22 protein-coding genes are annotated in these 18,932 nt (G+C 68.7%); 17 read left to right on the top strand and 5 right to left on the bottom strand.

The features are described from left to right. Window positions 1–66 precede the first annotated feature (66 nt). From ACOACQ_RS03655 to ACOACQ_RS03645, 3 genes are all read right to left on the bottom strand, one after another. On the bottom strand, window positions 67–474 hold the full coding sequence (locus tag ACOACQ_RS03655; protein ID WP_378597044.1) for a hypothetical protein: 408 nt from the start codon (window positions 472–474) through the stop codon (window positions 67–69). Window positions 475–701: 227 nt separating this feature from the next. Further along, window positions 702–1,991, bottom strand: a complete 1,290-nt coding sequence (locus ACOACQ_RS03650) for an ATP-binding protein (protein WP_378597042.1) — start codon at window positions 1,989–1,991, stop codon at window positions 702–704. 68 nt (window positions 1,992–2,059) lie between these two features. Continuing rightward, window positions 2,060–2,410 carry a hypothetical protein gene (locus tag ACOACQ_RS03645; protein ID WP_378597041.1) on the bottom strand — a complete coding sequence of 117 codons (351 nt, stop codon included), beginning with the start codon at window positions 2,408–2,410 and terminating at the stop codon, window positions 2,060–2,062. 232 nt (window positions 2,411–2,642) lie between these two features. On the opposite strand from ACOACQ_RS03645, the gene ACOACQ_RS03640 reads away from it, so the two are divergent. The 15 genes from ACOACQ_RS03640 (at window position 2,643) to ACOACQ_RS03570 (ending at window position 16,375) form a co-directional block, all read left to right on the top strand. Beyond that, on the top strand, window positions 2,643–3,101 hold the full coding sequence (locus ACOACQ_RS03640) for a helix-turn-helix transcriptional regulator (RefSeq protein WP_378597040.1): 459 nt from the start codon (window positions 2,643–2,645) through the stop codon (window positions 3,099–3,101). A 304-nt stretch (window positions 3,102–3,405) separates the two neighbouring features. Next, complete coding sequence (locus ACOACQ_RS03635) at window positions 3,406–4,113, top strand: SAF domain-containing protein (RefSeq protein WP_378597039.1); 708 nt, start codon at window positions 3,406–3,408, stop codon at window positions 4,111–4,113. A gap of 3 nt (window positions 4,114–4,116) precedes the next feature. Continuing rightward, a complete protein-coding gene (locus ACOACQ_RS03630) occupies window positions 4,117–4,959 on the top strand; it encodes a hypothetical protein (protein ID WP_378597038.1) in 843 nt (280 codons plus the stop codon). Beyond that, entirely contained in the window at window positions 4,956–6,653 is a 1,698-nt protein-coding gene (locus ACOACQ_RS03625) for a CpaF family protein (protein WP_420287622.1), read from the top strand. The genes ACOACQ_RS03630 and ACOACQ_RS03625 overlap by 4 nt, the downstream gene beginning before the upstream one ends. Continuing rightward, entirely contained in the window at window positions 6,650–7,555 is a 906-nt protein-coding gene (locus ACOACQ_RS03620) for a type II secretion system F family protein (RefSeq protein WP_378597036.1), read from the top strand. Before ACOACQ_RS03625 ends, ACOACQ_RS03620 begins: the two co-directional genes overlap by 4 nt. Then, window positions 7,552–8,475 carry a type II secretion system F family protein gene (locus ACOACQ_RS03615; protein ID WP_378597035.1) on the top strand — a complete coding sequence of 308 codons (924 nt, stop codon included), beginning with the start codon at window positions 7,552–7,554 and terminating at the stop codon, window positions 8,473–8,475. The genes ACOACQ_RS03620 and ACOACQ_RS03615 overlap by 4 nt, the downstream gene beginning before the upstream one ends. Before the next feature lie 58 nt (window positions 8,476–8,533). Continuing rightward, a complete protein-coding gene (locus tag ACOACQ_RS03610) occupies window positions 8,534–8,737 on the top strand; it encodes a hypothetical protein (protein WP_300376226.1) in 204 nt (67 codons plus the stop codon). Between the two features lie 45 nt (window positions 8,738–8,782). Then, window positions 8,783–9,133, top strand: coding sequence for a TadE family protein (locus ACOACQ_RS03605; RefSeq protein ID WP_378597034.1), 351 nt, complete (start codon window positions 8,783–8,785; stop codon window positions 9,131–9,133). After that, complete coding sequence (locus ACOACQ_RS03600; protein WP_378597033.1) at window positions 9,130–9,582, top strand: TadE/TadG family type IV pilus assembly protein; 453 nt, start codon at window positions 9,130–9,132, stop codon at window positions 9,580–9,582. Before ACOACQ_RS03605 ends, ACOACQ_RS03600 begins: the two co-directional genes overlap by 4 nt. Further along, window positions 9,579–10,031: a TadE/TadG family type IV pilus assembly protein gene (locus ACOACQ_RS03595; RefSeq protein WP_420287621.1), complete on the top strand. Its 453-nt coding sequence runs from the start codon at window positions 9,579–9,581 to the stop codon at window positions 10,029–10,031. Before ACOACQ_RS03600 ends, ACOACQ_RS03595 begins: the two co-directional genes overlap by 4 nt. Then, window positions 10,028–13,279, top strand: a complete 3,252-nt coding sequence (locus ACOACQ_RS03590; RefSeq protein ID WP_378597031.1) for a LysM peptidoglycan-binding domain-containing protein — start codon at window positions 10,028–10,030, stop codon at window positions 13,277–13,279. Before ACOACQ_RS03595 ends, ACOACQ_RS03590 begins: the two co-directional genes overlap by 4 nt. 221 nt (window positions 13,280–13,500) lie before the next feature. Continuing rightward, the gene (locus tag ACOACQ_RS03585) at window positions 13,501–14,079 is read left to right on the top strand and encodes a hypothetical protein (protein WP_378597030.1); all 579 of its coding nucleotides are present in this window, start codon (window positions 13,501–13,503) and stop codon (window positions 14,077–14,079) included. Continuing rightward, window positions 14,073–15,005: a hypothetical protein gene (locus ACOACQ_RS03580; protein WP_378597028.1), complete on the top strand. Its 933-nt coding sequence runs from the start codon at window positions 14,073–14,075 to the stop codon at window positions 15,003–15,005. The genes ACOACQ_RS03585 and ACOACQ_RS03580 overlap by 7 nt, the downstream gene beginning before the upstream one ends. A 184-nt stretch (window positions 15,006–15,189) precedes the next feature. Continuing rightward, window positions 15,190–15,504 (top strand): hypothetical protein, encoded by a 315-nt coding sequence (locus ACOACQ_RS03575; protein WP_378597027.1) that lies wholly within the window; start codon window positions 15,190–15,192, stop codon window positions 15,502–15,504. Window positions 15,505–15,574: 70 nt separating this feature from the next. Next, entirely contained in the window at window positions 15,575–16,375 is an 801-nt protein-coding gene (locus ACOACQ_RS03570) for a hypothetical protein (protein ID WP_378597026.1), read from the top strand. A gap of 15 nt (window positions 16,376–16,390) precedes the next feature. Here the strand turns inward: ACOACQ_RS03570 and ACOACQ_RS03565 are convergent, their stop codons facing one another. Beyond that, complete coding sequence (locus tag ACOACQ_RS03565; RefSeq protein WP_420287620.1) at window positions 16,391–16,972, bottom strand: DUF7255 family protein; 582 nt, start codon at window positions 16,970–16,972, stop codon at window positions 16,391–16,393. A gap of 334 nt (window positions 16,973–17,306) precedes the next feature. Between ACOACQ_RS03565 and ACOACQ_RS03560 the strand changes: the two genes are divergently transcribed. Next, a complete protein-coding gene (locus tag ACOACQ_RS03560; protein WP_378597024.1) occupies window positions 17,307–17,843 on the top strand; it encodes a hypothetical protein in 537 nt (178 codons plus the stop codon). 22 nt (window positions 17,844–17,865) lie between these two features. Here the strand turns inward: ACOACQ_RS03560 and ACOACQ_RS03555 are convergent, their stop codons facing one another. Continuing rightward, window positions 17,866–18,360, bottom strand: a complete 495-nt coding sequence (locus ACOACQ_RS03555) for a hypothetical protein (protein ID WP_420287619.1) — start codon at window positions 18,358–18,360, stop codon at window positions 17,866–17,868. 224 nt (window positions 18,361–18,584) lie between these two features. Here ACOACQ_RS03555 and ACOACQ_RS03550 point away from each other — a divergent pair, with 224 nt between their 5' ends. Then, window positions 18,585–18,713: a hypothetical protein gene (locus tag ACOACQ_RS03550; RefSeq protein ID WP_378597022.1), complete on the top strand. Its 129-nt coding sequence runs from the start codon at window positions 18,585–18,587 to the stop codon at window positions 18,711–18,713. Window positions 18,714–18,932: the final 219 nt, after the last annotated feature.

Here is an 18,932-nt window from a genome sequence, read left to right as displayed (position 1 = left end):
GCCCGGGCGATCACCCGGTGGGAAGAAATCTGGATCCGGGCCGGGCTTACGACCGCTGTCGCAGGGTCAGGGCTTGTCCCACGTCATCGACTCCTGGCCGTCGGCGACGCCCTGGCTGATGATGTGGGCGGTGGCGTTGCGGGCGGCGTCGAGGTGCTTGTGGACGTCGACCGCGAGGCCGCGCGCCTCCTCCAGATGGAGTCGCGCGACGCCGATGGCCATGGACGGATCGGATTCGTCGGTCATCGAGTCCATGCTGAGCACCTGGTTGACCAGTGCTTGCTCAAGCGTGTTGGACAGTTGCGAGAACGCCTGGGGGAGCGCGGCCGCGATGTCGGCGAACTCGGCGAGCTGGTCAGACGTCTCGGCCGGGATCTGGTCCCGCTCCCACATCGTGATCCGGTTGAAGCCGTAGACGTGTTCGCGGGCCGCATTCGCGTGCCCCGTTGCCTCGCGCCTGTCAGTGTCGTCCACCAGCTGCTCCTTCGGTCCGATGGGGTCAATGCGTCGAGTCTCGCTGATCGCGCCGGCCCTCGCCTGGCGCGAGCGCTCGGCTGTGGATAAACCGGGAAGTGCTTCCCTCCAGGGTCGTCGGGCGGGATCACCTCGGCGACCTCGCCGAGGTGGCGCGACCGACGCCAATCGGCGAATGGCATCGCCGACCTCGAGGCGGTTCTGCGTCGCCAAGCTCGCCGTGGGCTCTACAGCGGCGGCGTGTCGTGACCGCCGTCGGAGGCGGGCGGGAGTTCGCGCCGCCGGCGGCCGGCACCGAGCCGGCCTGGCGCCGGGTCCGTGGCGTCCGAGGGCGCTCCGGTGGCCAGCGTCTCCCGGATGTAGCGGTCGAAGCCGGGCATGGTGAATCGGAGCTCGCCGTGCCCGACCGGCTCGATGATGCCCTTGTCGATCAGGCGTTCACGGGGAACACCCAGCGCTTGGGTGGGTCGCTCGAGCGCCGCGGCGATCTCCGCGCGCGTCACCGTCGTACTGCCAGCCTCCGCCATGACGGCCATGATCTTCTTCTCCAGATCGCTCGCGGCCGCCCAACGTGCGGAGTACATGGTGGTCAGCTGGTCGTCGGTGACCGGAAGCCCGGCGTTCACGTCGTCGATGTCGAGCACAACGCCTTCACGTGGTGGGCGCGCCGCCTCCCAGGTGGCGTGTGCGAGAACCTGCAGCAGGTAAGGGAAGCCCTGGGCCTCCGCCACGACCGCTTGCAGTGCCTGGGAGGTCCAGTGAACTCCCAGGTCGTCCGCGGGCTCGGCCACCGCCGTCTCCGCGGCCGCGGGTTGAAGTCGTGGGAGGGTGAGGAAGGTGCTGCGCTCCCCGAACGTGGCCGCCTTGACCAGGGCAGCGGGCGCCGAGGGCAGCCCGGCGCCGATCACGGCGAAGGGGTTGTCTTCCCGTTTCCCGGCCAGGTTCTGCATCGCGTTGAGCAGGACCGCGAGGTCGTCGCGCGCAGCGGCGTGCAGTTCGTCGACGAAGACGACCAGGCCCGCGCCGCCGCGGCCGCGCACCTGCCTACTCGTCTCGTGCAGGAGGTCCTCGAGGGCTGAGATCCGGGCGCCTCGCGGCGCGTCGCCTTCGGAGCGGTCCGCCGACGCCGAGGCGCTCACCTTCACGACGCTGGGCACGCCGATCTCCACGCCGATTCGCTCCAGGCGGAGACCCCACCGTCCCTTCTCGGCGCGGGGCAGGATGTCGGCAGTCTCGATCGCCTTCCCGATCCGGCTGACCAGGTCCGGCAAGAACGGGGCGTTGCGTCGACAGGAGACCCAGGCGGTGATGAATCCGTGCCCCTCAGCGTCGCGCTGTGCCTCGCGCAGGAGCGAGGTCTTCCCGACACCACGCGGGCCCTGAAAGACCAGGAGCGGACCACCCATCTCGCCGTAGGTTCCGATCCGGCTCAGGTAGCCGCGAATGCGGTTCTGCTGCTCCCCCCGGCCGGCCAGCACCCGGGGCAGCTCGCCCGGGGAGTAGGGGTTCGGCAGCATCAGGATCTCCCATACATCTTGTTACACGTCAGCCATGTGTAACGACCTGTATGCCCGCGGCGCGCTGCTCAACGGGTGATGCCGTTGCCGGCCGCGTCGGCCGCGCCGCCGGCGAGCGGTGCACGGGCCGTGAGACGACGGCGGGCCGCGCCGTCCGGACTCTCGGCCGCGGGACCGACCTCTTCGACGTCGCGACTGGGACGGCTATCTCGCACCGGCGTCCGGGCGGCCTCGCTGAGAGATTCGGCCAGGTCCTCGACGTCGGCCTCCAGAACATGCTCAAGGAGGTCGGCGATGCTCGTTGGGGAGCCGTCGCACTCGGCCGCCAGGGAGGCGGCCAGATGGTCGAGCGCGGCGTTGCCGCGCGCAGTGAAAGTGACGACACCGGGACCCGGGTTCTCAGTTGGGGCTGTGCTCATGGTCCACCTCGCTTCCTGGTCACCTAAGTCACGCACGAGGTTGGGAGCGATCAACAGCGGCCGAAGCTCCCTCGCGCACGTACAGCGCGAACACGCCAACTCCGTAGCGTGGTGCCTTGGGTGGTCAGGGGTGCGTGCGAGCAACCGTCGTCAGCGGGTTCGAACTGTGCCCTGCTCTGTGTGCGGACCTTGACGAAGATCGCCGAGGGCCTGCAGATAGTGTTCGGCGGCGATGGTTTCCGGAGTCGATCCCTCAGCATTGCGGGCTGCCCGAGAGAAGGCGGGTCTGACCCAGCACGAGCTGGCGCGACTCGTCGGCGCAGCTGGGGGAGAGCGCGTCTCACGCTGGGAACTCGGTACCTCCGTACCGCGGCCCGACTTCCTGGTGAAGCTCGCTCGCGCCCTCGACCTCCCGGCGCTCCGGCTGATCCACCTTGACGGCGAGGTCCCCGATCTGAGGGCGCTGCGCCTGCAGGCTGGCTTGACCGTGCCCGAGCTCGTCGCCCGGACGAATCTGTCGGCACCGACGTACTACTCCTGGGAGCAAGGTCGATGGACCCGGCTGCCCGGGCCCTCCACGCTCGAGGCACTCGGGCGCGTTCTCCATGAACCGGCCGATGTCGTCGCGGCGGCGTTCAATGAAGCGCAGCGCCTCCGCCGACGGCGGCAGGGCCGGACCAAGCCTCGGTAGCTGAGTACCTGCGCGGATGATTGCCGCTGGACACGAGGGGCAGAATCGGCACGGGAGAAACCCGGACGAATGTGGTCTCATGGATCCGCACGTTCGGCCGCGCTGACGCTCAGTTCCATCGGGGGACTTGGGCCGCGACCCCTCCTGCAGAGGACTCTGGCGATGACTTCTCGGATTCCGCCCCCTGTGGAGAAACCAGAACTCGATAAGACTGCACTAGTGTGTTCCTATGGAACTGGGTCATGGTGATCGCCCCGGCCCGTCTTGACACATAGGTGATCGAGAGACGAGAGGACTCGGACTGATGTCGCTGGACACCACCTCACAGACCGCAGCTGGAGGCCCGCCGCCGCCGAGCGGCCCGGCGCCGGCTGCCCCGAAGGAAACGGTCGGTCGCGAGCAGGCCACCGCCCGGGCGAAGAAGCGCCGTCGGCCCTTGGTGTTCGCGCTCTGCGCGGTACTGGTCGCCGCCGGGGCGCTTGGCGCCGCGTTTGCCTACACCTCGGTCAGCGACACCCAGGAGGTCCTCGTCGTGAACCGGGACATCGCGCGAGGAGAGACCATCGAGCCGGGGGACCTCACGGTCGTTCGCGTGAGCATCGACCCCGCGCTCACGCCGATCAGCGGCAGCCAGAAGTCGAGCATCGAGGGCAGCCGCGCGGCCGTCGACTTGTGGGCCGGCACGCTGCTCTCCGAGCAACAGGTCACCGAGAACCTTGTGCCGGGGGAGGGGGAGTCCCTCGTCGGCATCAGTCTCACGCCGGCTCAGATGCCCTCAGAGCCCCTGTACTCCGGCGACACCGTCCGAATCGTCACCACCCCCGGCGACCAGGGCGAGGTCACCGAGCAGACGCCTGTCACGATCGAGGCCACTGTGGTTGGTGTTAGCCGCGTGGAGGAGACGGGGGAGACCGTCGTCAACGTCTCGGTCCCGAAGGAGAAGTCGGCCGACCTCGCAGCGCGCGCCGCCACCGGCCGCGTCGCGCTCGTCCTCGACACCCGGGAGCGCTGAGCCTTGGCGCTGATCGTCTTGGCCTCCGCGAGTGGATCTCCAGGCGTCACCACCACGGCGCTCGCATTCACCCTGAACTGGCACCGGCCCGTACTCCTGGTCGAAGCCTCGCCGGACGGAGCCTCGGGCGTCTTCGCTGGCTACTTCCGCGGCGCCCAGGAGCCCACCGGCGGCCTGATCAACCTCGCCCTCGCGCAGCGCGACGGCACTCTGGTCGAGGCCCTCCCGCGCGAGACCCTCATCCTCGACCCGGACGCCCCGGCTGAGAAGTCGGCGTGGTTTCTGCCCGGCATCCGCTCCCACGAACAGGCCCCCAGCATGCTGCCGCTCTGGGAGCCCCTCGCCGAGCAGCTGCGGTCACTGCACCGCAACGGCCAAGACGTCATCGTCGACGCCGGCCGAATCGGCCTCGTCGGCTGGCCCCAACCGCTGATCGCCGCCTCCGACCTGACCCTGCTGGTCACCCGGAACTCGCTGCCAGCGCTGGCTGGCGCCAGGTCCTGGGCCAAAGCGCTGCGCGACCAGTTCGCCACCGTGGGTGGTCTCTCCCGGCTGGGTGCTCTCCTCGTCGATGAGGACGGACGCTGGCCCACGGTGCCAACGGTCGTGCCCCGAGTCCGGCCCTACACCGCCCGCCAGATCGCCAAGGCCCTCCAGATCCCCGTGATCGCCTCGGTCGACTGGGACCCCGAGGTCGCCGAGGTCTACTCCCACGGCACCCGCAAGCCCCGCAAGTTCGAGTCCTCCAGCTTGCTGCGCAGCTACCGGGCCGGCGCGGCATCCATTCACTCCATCCTCGCCAGCAACCAGGCTGCACTCGCCCCCACGATTGGAGGCCGCGCGTGAGCACGACCGGACACCAGCCCGACTCCGTGAATTCTGCGGAGCCGCTCAGCGCCGAAGAGTGGCTAGAGGCACGGCACGCCGATCGCGACCAGCGCTCCCCCTTCGCGCGCGGCCGCGCCACCAGCAACGGCGCCCCCGCCGCGCCGCCCGCCAACCCGATCGCAGAGGACGACGATCCGAGCTCCCTGCCGATCTTCGGCGGGGCTTGGGCTAGCGACGACGCCCGGCCGGGGCGGACCCGATCCGAGTTCTCCCTGCGCCCGCTCGTCCCCAGCGACACCGTCAACGAGTCGTACGTCGACCACACGAACCCCTACCAAACCCGCGACTCTGTCCTGGACTGGGACCTGATCGCGCAGTACCGCGCCGAGATCTCCACCCGCCTGACTGCCCGACTGGACAAGGAAGGCGGCCGGATCACCGAGGAGGACCGCCGGCAGAAGGGCATCGAGGTCATCGAGGAGCTGGTCAAGGCCGAGGCCGAGAGCCTCGTCTCCACAGGCCGCCGCCCGTGGACAACAGAGGAGGAGAAGGCTCTCAAGAGGGCCCTCGAGGCCGCCCTGTTCGGCCTGGGCCGGCTCCAGCCACTGGTCGATGAGTCCGACGTCGAGAACATCATCATCATCGCCTCGGGGCCCGACTGCTCGGTGTGGCTGGAGAAGACCGACGGCACCGTGGTCCCGGCACCTCCCGTCGCCGACTCCGAGGATGAGCTGCGCGAGTTCCTCACCGATCTCGGAGCCCGCCAGAACCGCCCCTTCACCGAGGCCAGGCCCAGCCTTCACCTGCGCCTGCCGGGCGGCGCCCGCCTGGCCGCCGCCTCGTGGGTCACCGCCAACACCTCGGTCGTCATCCGGCGCCACGGCCTGCGCACGGTCTCCCTGGACGAGATGGTCTACGACCGCAAGGCGTGCGGACCCGTGCTGGCCGATTTCCTTGCCGCCTGCGTCCGGGCCGGCAAGAGCATTGTCGTCTCCGGGGTCCAGGGCAGCGGCAAGACCACCTGGGTTCGAGCGCTGTGCTCGTGTATCCCGCCCTGGGAGATGATCGGCACCTTCGAGACCGAGTTCGAGCTGTACCTGCACGAGCTCCGCGACCGGCACCGCATCGTCCACGCCTGGGAGCACCGGCCCGGCTCCGGCGAGATTGGCGTCGACGGCCGCAGGGCCGGCGAGTTCACGCTCCAAGAGGCCCTTCACGACTCCTTCCGGTTCACCCTCGCCCGCCAGATCGTCGGCGAGGTCCGCGGCCCCGAGGTGTGGGACATGCTCAAGGCCATGGAGTCCGGCCCGGGCTCGATCTGCACCACCCACGCCCGCAGCGCCGACCACACCATCGAGAAGCTCGTCTCCTGCGCCATGGAGAAGGGCCCCCAGGTCACCCGCGAGCTCGCGATCAGCAAGCTCGCTGCCGCCGTCGACGTCGTGGTGTACCTGCGCGCCGACGTCACCGACAACGGTGACGGAACCTCCCGGAAGCGGCGCTGGGTCGAGGAGGTCCTGGTCGTCGATCCCAGCGCCGACGCCGTCAGGGGCTACGCGACCGCGCCAGTCTTCGCCCCCAACCGGCTCGGGCCGGCCACCGCGACCGGCAAGCTGGACAACCACCTCGCCCAAGAGCTGGCCCGCCACGGATTCGACCTCGAGGCCTACACCACTGAGGCCAAGGCCTACGAGGGGGTGGCCACGACATGACCCCGCTCGTGCCCGCGGTCTGCGGCGCTCTGGTCGTCGCCGGCCTGATCGGCATGGTCTACGCCCTGCGGCCGGCACCACCCAAGCCGCCCCGCCCCGCGCGCACCGTCACCCCGTTCGGGCGGCTGGGCAGCCGCATCAACCAGCTCAGCCCACGCACCCGCAAGCTCATCGTCGCCGGCGCCGTTACCGGCCTGCTGGTCGCGATGGTGAGCGGCTGGGTGATCGCGATCGTGCTCGTCCCGGCCGCCATCATCGGCATCCCGCTGCTGCTCTCGCCGCCGCCGGCGGCCGCGAGCATCGAGAAGCTCGAAGCGCTCGAGGAGTGGACGCGGTCGCTGGCGGGCAAGCTCACGGCTGGCCAGTCGCTGCGCTCGGCGCTCATCAAGTCGCTGCAGTCGGTGCCCGCGCCGATCGAGGACGAGGTCGGGCTGATGGTGTCGCGGCTGTGGAACGGCACCGGCACCACCGAGGACGTGCTGCGCGCGTTCGCCGAGGACCTCAACGACTCCACCGGCGACGTCGTCGCCAGCCAGCTCATCCTGGCCGCCAGCGGTCGCGGACAGGCTGGCCTGGCCAAGGCCCTCGATGCGCTCGCAGAGACCGTGGCCTCCGACGTGCGAGCCCGCCGCCAGATCGAAGCTGACCAAGCCAAGCCCCGCACCACCGCGCGCACCGTCACAGTGATCACCCTCGGCGTCCTCGGCCTGCTCGCCTTCACCGGCGACTACATCGAGCCCTACGGCAGCCCGCTGGGGCAGGTCATCCTCGCGATCCTCCTCAGCGCCTACGTGGCCACGCTGTTGATGATGAGGCGGATGGCGATCGCCAAGCCGCTCCCGCGGTTCCTCGACCTCCAGGCGCGCAACGCACAGCGTCAGAACGAAGGAGCAGCGGCATGACCGGCCTCCAGCTCGCGCTCGCTAGCGGCACGCTCCTCGGCCTGGCCTTCGCCCTCCTCGTCTGGAGACTGGCGCCCTCCGACCCGGACCTGGTCGACGCACTGGACCGTCTCTCACCCGACCACGTCGTCCCCCGCCATGGCGCCGGCGCCCCCCTGGGCGAGGCCGCCGAGGACCCTGAGGCAGGCTCGCTGGTGGACCGGATCGGCGTGTGGGCGCTGAAGAACCTGCCCGGCGGTGCTTGGGCACACACTCCGCGCAGGGACCTCGCCATCTTGCAGATCAGCGAGACCCGGTTCTACGGGGAGAAGGTGGTCTGGGCGCTGCTCGGCCTGGTCATGCCGCCGCTGATTGCGTCGTTCTTCGGCCTGATCGGTCTGCCGCTCCCGTTCGTCATCCCCACCTTCGGGTCACTGGCCCTGGCGGCGCTGTTCTGGTTCATGCCGAACTACAACGCCACAGACGATGCGAAGAGGGCCCGCATCGAGTTCAACCGCGCGCTCGGCGCCTACATCGACATGGTCGCCACCGGCGTCCGAGACGGTGCCAGCGGCCAGCAGGCCCTGCGCGCCGCGGCGGAGGTCGGCGACAAGTGGGTGTTCAAGCGGATCGAGAGCGAGCTGCGCCGCGCCCGCTACATGACCCGCGCGCCCTGGGACTCCCTCCACGACCTCGCCGACGAACTCGGGGTCACCGAGCTCGACGACCTCGCCGACATCATGCAGCAATCAGGGCAGGACGGATCCCAGATCTACACCAACCTCCGTGCCCGCGCCGCGGCACTTCGCTCGGCGATGCTCAGCGCAGAGGTCGGCAAGGCCAACGCCGCCTCCGAGCGCATGTACATCCCCGCCAGCCTGCTCGGCGTCGTCTTCATGGCGATCCTCATCGCCCCCTCGATGCTCCGATTGACGACCTAGCACCGACCTCAAACAACCGGGTCACCCGAACCCAACTACCAAGAAAGGAACCAACCCGATGCTCAAGCTCTTCATCACCCTCCAGGTGGCGGCACTGACCGTGCTCACCGGCCTGGAAGACCGCATCGTCAAGCACCGCGACGAGCGCGGCTCGGTCACCATCGAGCAGGTCATCTGGGCCGGTGCCGTGATCGTCATCGTCGGCATCGTCGTGGCCGCCATCAAGTTCTTCGTGACCAGCGAGTCCGCGAAGATCAAGTAGGACCCGATGATCGCCAGCTCTCGCCGCCGAAACGAACGCGGCTCAGTGACCATCCAGATGGTCTTCCTGATGCCGGCGCTCTTCCTGGTGATGTTCCTTGGCCTCCAGGGCGCCTTGTACTACCACGCGCGCGAAGTTGCGCTCGCGGCCGCACAGGAGGGCGCACGCGAGGCGGGCAGCGAGACCGGCACCCGCGACTCAGGGGTGGCGACAGCCAACACCTTCCTCCAGGACGCCGGCGGCGCCGACGTGATGACCTCGACCAGCGTTTCGGGATCCCGGACAGCCAACACCGCGACCGTCACGGTCACCGGCACGAGCCTCAGCGTGATCCCCGGTTGGCACGTCACGGTCACCCAGAGCGCCAGCGTCCCCGTCGAGAGGCTGACGGAATGATCCGGCGGCTTCACGATTCCCGACGACGGCGCCGCGACGAGCGAGGGTCGGCCGCCATCGAGGCCGCGATCGGCATCCCGGCGTTCGGGCTGTTCGTGGCGATGATCATCATGGGCGGCCGCGTCGAGATAGCCAAGCAATCGGTCGAAGCGGCGGCCTACGAGGCAGCACGCGCGGCCTCGATCGAGCGGACCCAGGGCGAGGCGATCTCCGCCGGGAAGACCGCGGCCACCAGCAGCCTGCACGCCCAGAACGTCCACTGCACGAGCACCGATATCACGGTCACCGCCGCCGCGTTCAACGCCCCACTGGGCACCACTGCCCAGGTCACCGCCACGGTGACCTGCCGCGTCGACCTGTCGGACCTGGCCCTGCCCGGCGTGCCCGGACACCGGGTCATCACCGCCACGGCCAGCAGTCCCGTCGACGCCTACCGGGAGCGCCGATGAACCGCCATCAGCCTCGCCATCAGTCCCGCCGGCGGCCGCGTGACGAGCGTGGCGCGATCAGCGTGTGGTTCGCCACTGCGTCACTGGTGATGATCATCCTTGTCGGCATGGCCGTCGACCTCGGCGGCAAGGTCCACACCCAGCAGCACGCCCGCAGTGTGGCCGCCCAGGCGGCCCGCACCGGCGCCCAGGAAGTCCAGGGCTCCGCAGCGGTGCGCGGGGAGGACCTCCGGGTCGACATCTTCGCCGCGAAGTCAGCTGCCCAGGACTACCTCCGCGCAGCCGGCATGGAGGGCACCGTCTCCGTCATCGGCGGCGACACCCTGGTGGTCCGCACTACCGACACCTACGACAGCAAGTTCCTCGGGATCATCGGTCTGAACTCGATGCCCGTGACCGGGGAGGCATCCGCGCGGCTCATTCGCGCCGAAGGAGGCATCGAGCGATGAACACCCCCACGCTTCGCCAGCGACTCACCGGGCTCCTCGCCACGGTGGCCGTGCTCGGCATCGTGATCGGCCTGCCCGTCGCGTTCCTCGCGATCGGCGCCAACCCGATCCCCGACCAGCCGCCCACCCTCGACGGGATCAAGGACGCGCTCCTGGCCCCCGACGACGGCACGCTCGTCCTGGGGCTGTTCAAGGTCGTCGGCTGGCTCGGCTGGGCCTTCATGGCGCTGAGCCTCGCCCTGGAGGCCGTCGCCCGGCTCCGCAGGGTCGAGGCACCCAAGCTCCCCGGCCTGCGCCTCCCGCAGGCCGGCGCCCGAGGCCTCATCGGGCTGGCGGCCCTCCTCTTCGTTGCCGCACCCCTCACCGTGCACGCCACCACAGCGGCAGCAGACGCCGCGCCCGCGCATGCCACCGTTGGGCACCACGCCGCCGGCCTCACCGACCACGCCGCCCCGACCAAGCACACAGCTACGGACGTCACGAGGCAGGACACCAAGCGGCAGAAGACGATCAGTCACACCGTCAAGCCGGGGGAGAGCCTGTGGGCCATCGCCGACCAGAACCTCGGCGACGGGTCGCGCTACAAGGAGATCGTCGAGCTCAACCACGACCTGCTCGGAGCCCGCCCGAGCTTCCTCGAGCCCGGCTGGGTCCTCGAGCTCCCCGCGCCGGCCGGAGCCGACACCCAGGCCCACCCGTACACCGTGAAGCCCACCGACACCCTCACCGACATCGCCCAAGAGCAGCTCGGCGACGCCGACCGCTACATGGAGATCTACGACGCATCCACCGCCCTCACCCAGCCTGGCGGCGTCCACCTCACCGACCCAGACGTCATCGACGTCGGCTGGACCCTCAACATCCCCGGTACCGAGGCAGAGCCCACCGGGCAGCGCGACACGCAACTGCCGCGCGAGGACAAGCCCGACAAGCCCGCGGACCCGAAGGACGAGCAGCAGCCGGCCGAGCCGCCGGCCGAGAACGAGACGCCGGTCATCCCGGAGACCGAAGCACCGGAGACCGCTGCGCCCGAGGTCCAGCAGCCGCAGGCCGAAGAACCCACGGCGCCCGCGGCCGACGTCAACCAGGCCGACGAAGCCGACGACTCCATCCTCGACGCCCCGTGGATCCTCGCCGGTCTCACCGGCGGCGGAGTCCTCCTCTCCGGCGCACTACTCATGGCCCTCAAGACGCGTCGACGTGGCGGCTTCCGCAACCGCCCGCCGGGCCGCGCGATCGCCGTCCCGCCACAGGAACTCGCCCCGGTCGAGATGACCCTCAACGCCACCGGCGCCGCGGCCGCCGCCACCGTGGAGTTCACCCACGAGGCCCTCCGTCGCCTCGCTGCAGCAATTGGAGCCGTCGGTGGGACGATGCCGCCCCTGGCCGCCGTGGAGCTCGGCCACGGCGAGCTGACCCTGCACCTCAGCGCACCAGCCGAACTCCCCGCACCCTGGGCCGGCAGCCCCGACCAGACCCACTGGCACGTCGGCACCGACGTCGAGGCCAAGGACCTCGGCCCTGACCCCGGGTACGTCGAGCCGCCGTACCCGCTCCTGGTGACCATCGGCGACAGCGACACCGGCGAGACCTGGCTCCTCAACTGCGAGGAGCTCTCCACCCTCACCATCAGCGGCGACCCCACCTACGGCCGCGACTTCGCCCGCCACCTCGCCGCCCAGCTGGCCGTCAACCCGTGGTCACGTCGAGTGCAGCTCGACTGCATCGGTGTCGCTGATGAAACCGTCGCCATGGACGAGCGGATCACCTACCACCCCACAGGAGCGGCCGGAGCGCCTGCGACCGCGGAGATCCTCGCGGCCGCCGTCAGCACCGTCGACCGGGCCACACGACACGACACCGACGTCACAACCGCCCGCACCGGCAGCGTCGACGACGACGTCTGGCCGGCACGGATGCTCCTGCTCGACGCCGCGGCCGGCGACCCGGCCGAGCTAGAGCAGCTCCTGCAGCTGGTCAACGACCACGTCGGTCAGTCCGCAACCTCCATCGTCGTCGCCGGCGAACGCCCCAACACCCCGGGCGCTGTCCTACACATGACGAACACCGGCCGCGTCGTTCTCGAGCACGCCGGCCTCAACCTCATCGCCGTCGGCCTCACCAGTGACGAGGCCCGCGGCTGCGCCTTGGTCTACGCACAGAGCGACACGCTCGAGGACGTTCCGGTTCCCGTCGACGAGACCGTCACCGAAGGCTGGGGGGCCTACACGGACCGCTCAGGCGCACTGCGTCGCGAGCACACCCTGCCCCGCAACGCCCCCGAGGACGCCGTCGACGAACCGCTCACGTCCCTCCTCGAGGGCAACGACGAGGACTACATCCGCGAGAGCGCGATCGTGCAGGAGGACCTCAATGCGCTGGCTCCGAAGGTGCCTGCGCACGTCCGCACAAAAGTTGAGGGCTCCGACCCGGCTCTCGACCAGGACATCGCCGATTGGTTGTCGCCCGACTGCGACCGCCCCCGCCTCAGCCTGCTGGGGCAGGTGGCCGTGCGTGCCCACGGCCAGGCGCTGGACAGGCGCAAGCCCTACTTCACCGAACTCCTGGCGTTCCTCGCGCTGCGCCGCCAGCACGGCGCCACCAGGGAGGCGATCAGTGCTGCGTTCGGCATCTCGGCCGGCAAGGCACGCGACTACACCAACACCGTCCGCGACTGGCTCGGCACCAACCCACGTACAGGCGAGCCCCACCTGCCCCACGCCGACCAGGCCCCGGCCACCAAGGTCAACGGGGTCAACGTCTACCAGGTCGACGACGGCCTCCTCATCGACCTCGACCTCCTCCTGCGACTTCGTGCCCGTGGGCAGGCCCGCGGCGGCGCCGAGGGACGCGCCGACCTGAGCACAGCCCTCGAGCTCGTTACCGGCCCCCCGTTCAGCAACAAGCGCGACGACGGATGGTCCTGGCTCGCCGACGGTGAGCGGTTCGACCTCATGACACCCGGCTGGATCTCCGACGTCGCACTGATCGTCGTCACCGAGGCCCTCGCCACCGGGGACCTGATCAAGGCCCGCTCGGCTGCCTACGTTGCCAACAAGGCCGACCCCGACGGCGAGAGCACACGGTTGTGCCTGGCCCAAGTCACCAAGGCCGAGGGCGACCAGCTCGAGGCCGAGCGGATCCTGCGCGAAGAGGTCTGCAACCGCTCCGACGACGGCGAGGCGCCCATGGAACTGTCGGAACGTACAAAGACCATCATCAGTACACACGGCTGGCTCGCGAGCTGATCTCGGGAAGGGAGCACCAGACCAATGACCACGTTTAACCAGGAGCTCACAGGCCGTTACGTCAGCGCCGGCGCAGACAGGCCATCCCTCGATGTCCAACGCGCCGGCCTCGGCAGTCTCGCCGAGCTCGTCGACGCCGCCGAAGAGCACCTCGAGCGCATCAGCCACGACGTCAGCCAGAGATCAGTCGTAACGCCGCCCACCAGCAGAGGAGACACCGCATGAGGAAGCCCAACTCCGTACTCGGGGGAGTGGCCCTCGCCCTGGCCCTGACACTGACGGCCTGCTCGGACGACGGGACCGACCCCGACGCCCAGGACACCCCCACCGCGACGCCGTCGACGACCGCTCCCACGTCCGCTACTCCGACGCCGCAGACGCCGGAGGACCTCGCTGTGGTTGCGCTGATGAGCTACTTCACGATCACCGAGAAGGCCGAGAAGAGCGGCAAGCTCAAGGACCTGGTGAAGCTCTCGGAGGTCGCCACGGGTGATGCGTACTTCAACGAGCGCACCAAGGTCATGGACTACAACGCCAACGGGGTGAGGCTCCGCGGGACAGTTCAGCACGAGCTCGGCGACGTGGTCACCGTGGAAAGCGGAACCTTCGTGATTTCGGACTGCGAAGACCGCGCGAAGTCCAAGGTCGTCGTCCTCGCCTCGGGCAACAAAGTGCCGTTCACGGACCCCGACGGCAACCCGATGCCCGACAGGGTGAAGGTCGACTACACCGTCGTGAAGCGAGCTAAGGGCGAGTGGGTGGTCGAGGAGGCCGACGTCCGTTGGAGGGAACAGTGCTGACCGGGACCGTTCGCCTGCTGGCTGCGGGGCTGATGTTCGCCCTGGCGGCCGTCGCCGCGCCCGCGATCGCCGAAGGAGAGAACTGCCACTACGAGCTCGTCTGTGACGACCAAGGAAACTGCGAACAGAAGCTCGTCTGTGAGGACACCGACCCTGGTGACCCAGGCGACCCCGGCGACCCCGGCGACCCTGGGACACCTGTGTGCATGTTCAACGGAAAGGATGTCCCGTGCACAACGCAGTACAACGGGCTGACCTGGTGGTACAGCGGCGGCTGCTACTTCCACCGAGCTGACCCATGGCCGCCGGAGGTCTTCGAGGACAAGAAGCCCGAGGGTGCGGTCTATCACTACTACTGCCTGCCAGGTGCCCCCGGTGGCTGGGAGTACACGTGGCTGCCCGCCGACCCACCCGGGTACGGTGGCCCAGGGGTCAACCCGCGGGACCTGGCCGAGCAGGCGATCGCCAACATGAACCTCGAGCCGATCACCATCGGCATCGTGCCGAAGCCGGGGCCGAACTCGCTCGGCATCGTCGGGATGCCCACGTGGATGTGGGTCGACAACCCCGCTGGGAACACCTTCGGCCCGATCTCTGAGTCCGTGAGTGCCGGCGGCATCACCGTGACCGCGACAGGTCAGGTCCAGCAGATCGAGTGGAGCATGGGCGACGGCACCGCGCCGGTGGTCTGCACGACCGCGGGCACCGCGTACGCCGATCACTACGGCAAGCAGGACTCGCCCACGTGCGGCCACCGCTACGAGAAGACGAGCTGGGACCAGCCCGACCACACCTTCACGGTGACGGCCAGTTCCTACTGGGTCGTCACCTGGTCCGGCGGAGGCCAGTCCGGAACCATCAGTCTCGATCCTCTCGAGCAGTCCGTCGACCTCCGGATAGGCGAGGCCCAGGTGCTCACGCAGTGAAGAGCGCACGCGCCGAGGCAACGCTGGGACGACTCCTCGGCCGTGAACAGTGGTACGAGCGGGTTGGCTCGATGCCGACCAGCAACAGGCACGGCCTGGCAGTGATGGCTGCCGTCTCTGGCGTCGCCTCCGACGGCGGAAGCGGAGCGACCGCCGCGCGAGCAACGTCCCGTAGCCTGACATCGTGCAGATGGGGTCCCTGTTCACTCCCGAGCCCGAGCAGTGGGGCCTCCGCGTTGATCCCTACCACTGGCGGGCACTTCGAGAGGCGTTCGACGAGACGTCGGTCCCATCCACGGACGAAGGTGTCGACAACCTGCTCGTCGACCGCATCAAGGACCTGACGGGTGTCGACCTCCGCCAGGAACTGCAGGAGGCCCTGTATCGCGAGGAGTTCGCGTACGGAGGAATGTCGAGCGGGCAGATTCATGTTCCGACCTGGAGGGATCGATTCGTCCCTCTACTGATCGCCAGAGCGGCGGGTAGCCGCAGTGACTGAGCCACGGGCTCAGCCGGTCAGCGTCGATCTGCCGGCAACGAGGAGGCGGATCACGAGACTGCACAGGTACGTGGAGAGCAATCTCCTGTCGGAAGGTCAGTTCATCTGTTCGCACTTCCAGCAGTGCCGCAAAACGCGGCGCCAGGGCGATGCTTTCCGGGAGGGCATCATGAGTCACGTCGGCCGGCGGTTCGATCTGACTCTTGGCGGGGAGCCGCTGCGCATTGTGGTGGTGGGCCAAGAGTCCGGGCTCGCCAAAGGTCCTTCGGCTGCCATCTTCGGCCGCAAGGTCGACATGGAAACGCGGTACCGGCAGACGTTGAACGGGTCGGGGTTGGAGCGCCGCTATTACGCGCAGGACGGATACCCGGGACGCAATCCCCATATGCGAGGCACGACGACGGCGCTGAGGCTGCTCCTGGGAACCGGTCTCGGTACTGACTCTGAGGGTGAGTTCGTGCGCCCCATCAAGGGGCAACCCTTCCACCTCTTCGACGGCTTTGCCCTGGTGAACCGGCTGCTCTGCTCTGCTGGGCCACCCGGCGGTAGCCAGGGGCGCCCAACGAGCATCATGGCTCGGAACTGCGGCATCCACTTCGCCGCCACACTGTCGATCCTCGAACCAACGATCGTGATCTTGCAGGGCGCCAAGGTCGCCAAGTGGGCGGCCGGTGTTCTTGCTCCGGCGCGACTACAGACGGAATACCTGTATGAGGCCGTCCACGATGGTCGCCGCGTCGTCGTCTGCAGCTTCTCCCACCCTTCCGCTCACGGCTCCGTCAGATGGGGAGATCGACCGGATGCTCCGTACGTCGCGAAGGTGGTCGCCCCAACGTTGCAGGCCGCGCTCCAGCTGAGTGGGAACTCCTGACAAGCAGCAACTGGGTCATAGGCCTACGGCGGCTCGGAGCCGGTCGCGCACCGCGGCGTACGCGGCAGCGCCGTCTCGATCGGGCGCAGGGACCCGGATGAGGGGCGGGTGCCCCATCAGTGGTGTCACGAGATCGCGGAGTGCGTCGTTGAAGGCACGCTGACGCTGGCGGCCGTCCGGGCCGAACCCGATGGCGGGCTTGCTGGCCCGATAGCGATCTGCCTTGTGGGCCCGCGTCTCGCACAAACGCTTGTACCCATCGAGGTCGAATCCGAGAGGCACGTCGTTCGGGTAGAGGCTGAGGGTCACCAGACGATGCGAGGTGAAGTGTTGCTCCTCATCTGTCTCGATGAAGACCCCGCTCTCGACGTGCAGAAAATCGCCTGGAAGGACCGTCGCTTTCTTCGCGGCCTGTTCCGGCTCGATGCCACCGAGGGTCTTGAAGATCTCGTCGAGCACAGGCAGCACTGGAGCGGCTTGTTCAGGCAGGCCCAGGTGCCCGCGCTGGTTGATCCACGGAACTCGGGCGCGCACAAGGACGATCCCATCCGCCGCGGCCGCCGCATGGAAGGCGTTCTCACAGTCACCTCTAGCCATGGTCAGCAGTCTCCTACGTTGAGCCAGATCAGCAGGCGATGATCAACAAGTACCGCCGCTGGCACCCGCCGCAGTACCGATCATCGGAGCCGCTGGCGCAGCGTCGAACGCCAGCGACAGACCGATCCAAGCGGCGATCACGGCCCGCGAATTACTACCGATCGAGTATTCGTTGAACAACGATCGATTGCCCGGCTGTCCGCGCTGAACACGGCGCAGGTGCGCCTTCGGGCGACCATCGTGCAATGTTCATTGTGCCGAGAGGGTCTGTCGCGGCGCTTGAGGCAGAGTCGCCTGGCAACACCGCGACGGTGGGCGGTGGCACGCTGGAGTCATGGACGAGACGGATCTGGCCGAGCTCGCAGTACTGCTGCGCGAGCGCAACCTCGTCGACGAACGCATCGGCCGACTGATCAATCGGCCGATGACCGCTGGTCACGCTGGGGAGTGGATCGCGTCGCGCATCTTCGACATCGCGCTCGAGCCGAGCGCGGTCGCCAAGGCCATCGACGGACGGTTCCGTTCGGGACCGCTGACGGGGAAGAGCGTGAACGTCAAGTGGTACCTCAAGCGTGAGGGCATCCTGGACATGACCGAGGCGGCGGAGCTCGACTACTACCTGGTCCTGACCGGCCCGAAGGCGACCGCGAAGGATGTGCGGACCACTAGGGCCTGGAGGATCGATGCCGTCTACCTGTTCGACTCCCAGCGGCTACTGGCCGAGCAGCACGCCCGTGCAGTAAAGGTCGGAGTCGCATCCGGTGTCCGCGTGGCGCAGTGGCTGGCGGCGGAGATCTACCCGGCCGCAACGAATCCTGCTCTACCCCTGACCGGGGATCAGCGTCGTCAGTTGGCTCTGTTCGGCGGGTGATACCCGCGGCGGCACGCCCGCCCTAGCGGTGGTCGTCTGGTGACATGAACGTGGAGATGTCGGAGCTGGGCACGCACGGCTTCTCCAGTCGGGCGGCGAGTTCCTCCTCGGTCAGCTCCCGAGAGGCCGGCGCTACGTAGTCCGGGTCGTCCCATCCACAGCGGATGCAGGCACCGGCGACCATTCGGTAAGAGCCACAGCTCTCGCACCGGCTCCTCGCGCCGGTCGCCGCCCGCAGGCATATGGCGGTGATCATCGATAGGAAGTGGCTGACCACCGCGACTCCGATGTGTGCGTCGTAGGCGATCGCGTTCTTGGCGTGGGTCAGCCAGTTGACGTAGTCCCACGTCTCACGTGTCAGCTTGGTGCTGTACGAGCGCAGCTGCTTGCTGGAAGGACCCTCGGCTTGATCAGCGATCAGCAGGTTGGTCCAGCCCACGACGTCAGCTGCCTTGGGGGCGTCGCCGCCCTCGGGTATGAGCGCATCGTCGGCCACTTCGTCGGCGTAGGTGACCATCGCCTCGCGCAGTCTCACCCCGACCGCCTGGAAGTCCTCGGCCTCGCGGGCGCCGTCGAGGGACTGACCCGACCGCCTGCTCCCAGAGGCGCCACGCTCGCGGGAGTAGTCCCGCGGCCTCCTCGGTGATCGGGACTTCCTCCCGGCTGGCTATGCGCACCATGAGCCCGACGTGAAAGGTGAGCGCGACGTCGCGGCTGGTGAAGTCTTCCTGCGAGTAGTAGTTGAGCGAGTTGCTGATCGCCCACCAGCGGCTGCCCCTGCAGTGCACGTCCCAGATGTCGTGCAGCACCGAGCCGACCCGCTCGACGGCGACCTTCTCCAAGTGCACCACTGTGTCGTCGGCCATCTGAGCCGCAAAGTAATCGAGGACCTGCTCTCGCTCGAGGTCGGGGGCCTTCACCGTCGGCCCCCCTGATCATCGGCAATCACCTCGCCAGTCTGACAGGGCACTCCGTCACCCGACCGGTCCGCTGGCGTCAACGACCGCTGGCCTGAATGGCTACCGGGCCGGTGTTGAAAAGTAGGTCCGGGCCGGTTGGAAAAGTTCGCTGCGTCTGACAACAGCAAAT

The organism is Nocardioides sp. CPCC 206347 (genome assembly GCF_048654605.1).
GTDB lineage: Bacteria > Actinomycetota > Actinomycetes > Propionibacteriales > Nocardioidaceae > Nocardioides.
This window is presented reverse-complemented; position numbering and strand designations above follow the sequence as displayed.

What these genes read in the sequence shown, in the direction of transcription:
- ACOACQ_RS03615 (WP_378597035.1), top strand. Translation starts at nt 7,552, where the DNA reads ATGACCGGCCTCCAGCTCGCGCTCGCTAGCGGCACGCTCCTCGGCCTG.
- ACOACQ_RS03585 (WP_378597030.1), top strand. Translation starts at nt 13,501, where the DNA reads ATGAGGAAGCCCAACTCCGTACTCGGGGGAGTGGCCCTCGCCCTGGCC.
- ACOACQ_RS03565 (WP_420287620.1), bottom strand. Translation starts at nt 16,972, where the DNA reads ATGGCTAGAGGTGACTGTGAGAACGCCTTCCATGCGGCGGCCGCGGCG.
- ACOACQ_RS03620 (WP_378597036.1), top strand. Translation starts at nt 6,650, where the DNA reads ATGACCCCGCTCGTGCCCGCGGTCTGCGGCGCTCTGGTCGTCGCCGGC.
- ACOACQ_RS03610 (WP_300376226.1), top strand. Translation starts at nt 8,534, where the DNA reads ATGCTCAAGCTCTTCATCACCCTCCAGGTGGCGGCACTGACCGTGCTC.
- ACOACQ_RS03640 (WP_378597040.1), top strand. Translation starts at nt 2,643, where the DNA reads ATGGTTTCCGGAGTCGATCCCTCAGCATTGCGGGCTGCCCGAGAGAAG.
- ACOACQ_RS03645 (WP_378597041.1), bottom strand. Translation starts at nt 2,410, where the DNA reads ATGAGCACAGCCCCAACTGAGAACCCGGGTCCCGGTGTCGTCACTTTC.
- ACOACQ_RS03595 (WP_420287621.1), top strand. Translation starts at nt 9,579, where the DNA reads ATGAACCGCCATCAGCCTCGCCATCAGTCCCGCCGGCGGCCGCGTGAC.
- ACOACQ_RS03590 (WP_378597031.1), top strand. Translation starts at nt 10,028, where the DNA reads ATGAACACCCCCACGCTTCGCCAGCGACTCACCGGGCTCCTCGCCACG.
- ACOACQ_RS03635 (WP_378597039.1), top strand. Translation starts at nt 3,406, where the DNA reads ATGTCGCTGGACACCACCTCACAGACCGCAGCTGGAGGCCCGCCGCCG.
- ACOACQ_RS03555 (WP_420287619.1), bottom strand. Translation starts at nt 18,360, where the DNA reads ATGGTCACCTACGCCGACGAAGTGGCCGACGATGCGCTCATACCCGAG.
- ACOACQ_RS03600 (WP_378597033.1), top strand. Translation starts at nt 9,130, where the DNA reads ATGATCCGGCGGCTTCACGATTCCCGACGACGGCGCCGCGACGAGCGA.
- ACOACQ_RS03560 (WP_378597024.1), top strand. Translation starts at nt 17,307, where the DNA reads ATGGACGAGACGGATCTGGCCGAGCTCGCAGTACTGCTGCGCGAGCGC.
- ACOACQ_RS03650 (WP_378597042.1), bottom strand. Translation starts at nt 1,991, where the DNA reads ATGCTGCCGAACCCCTACTCCCCGGGCGAGCTGCCCCGGGTGCTGGCC.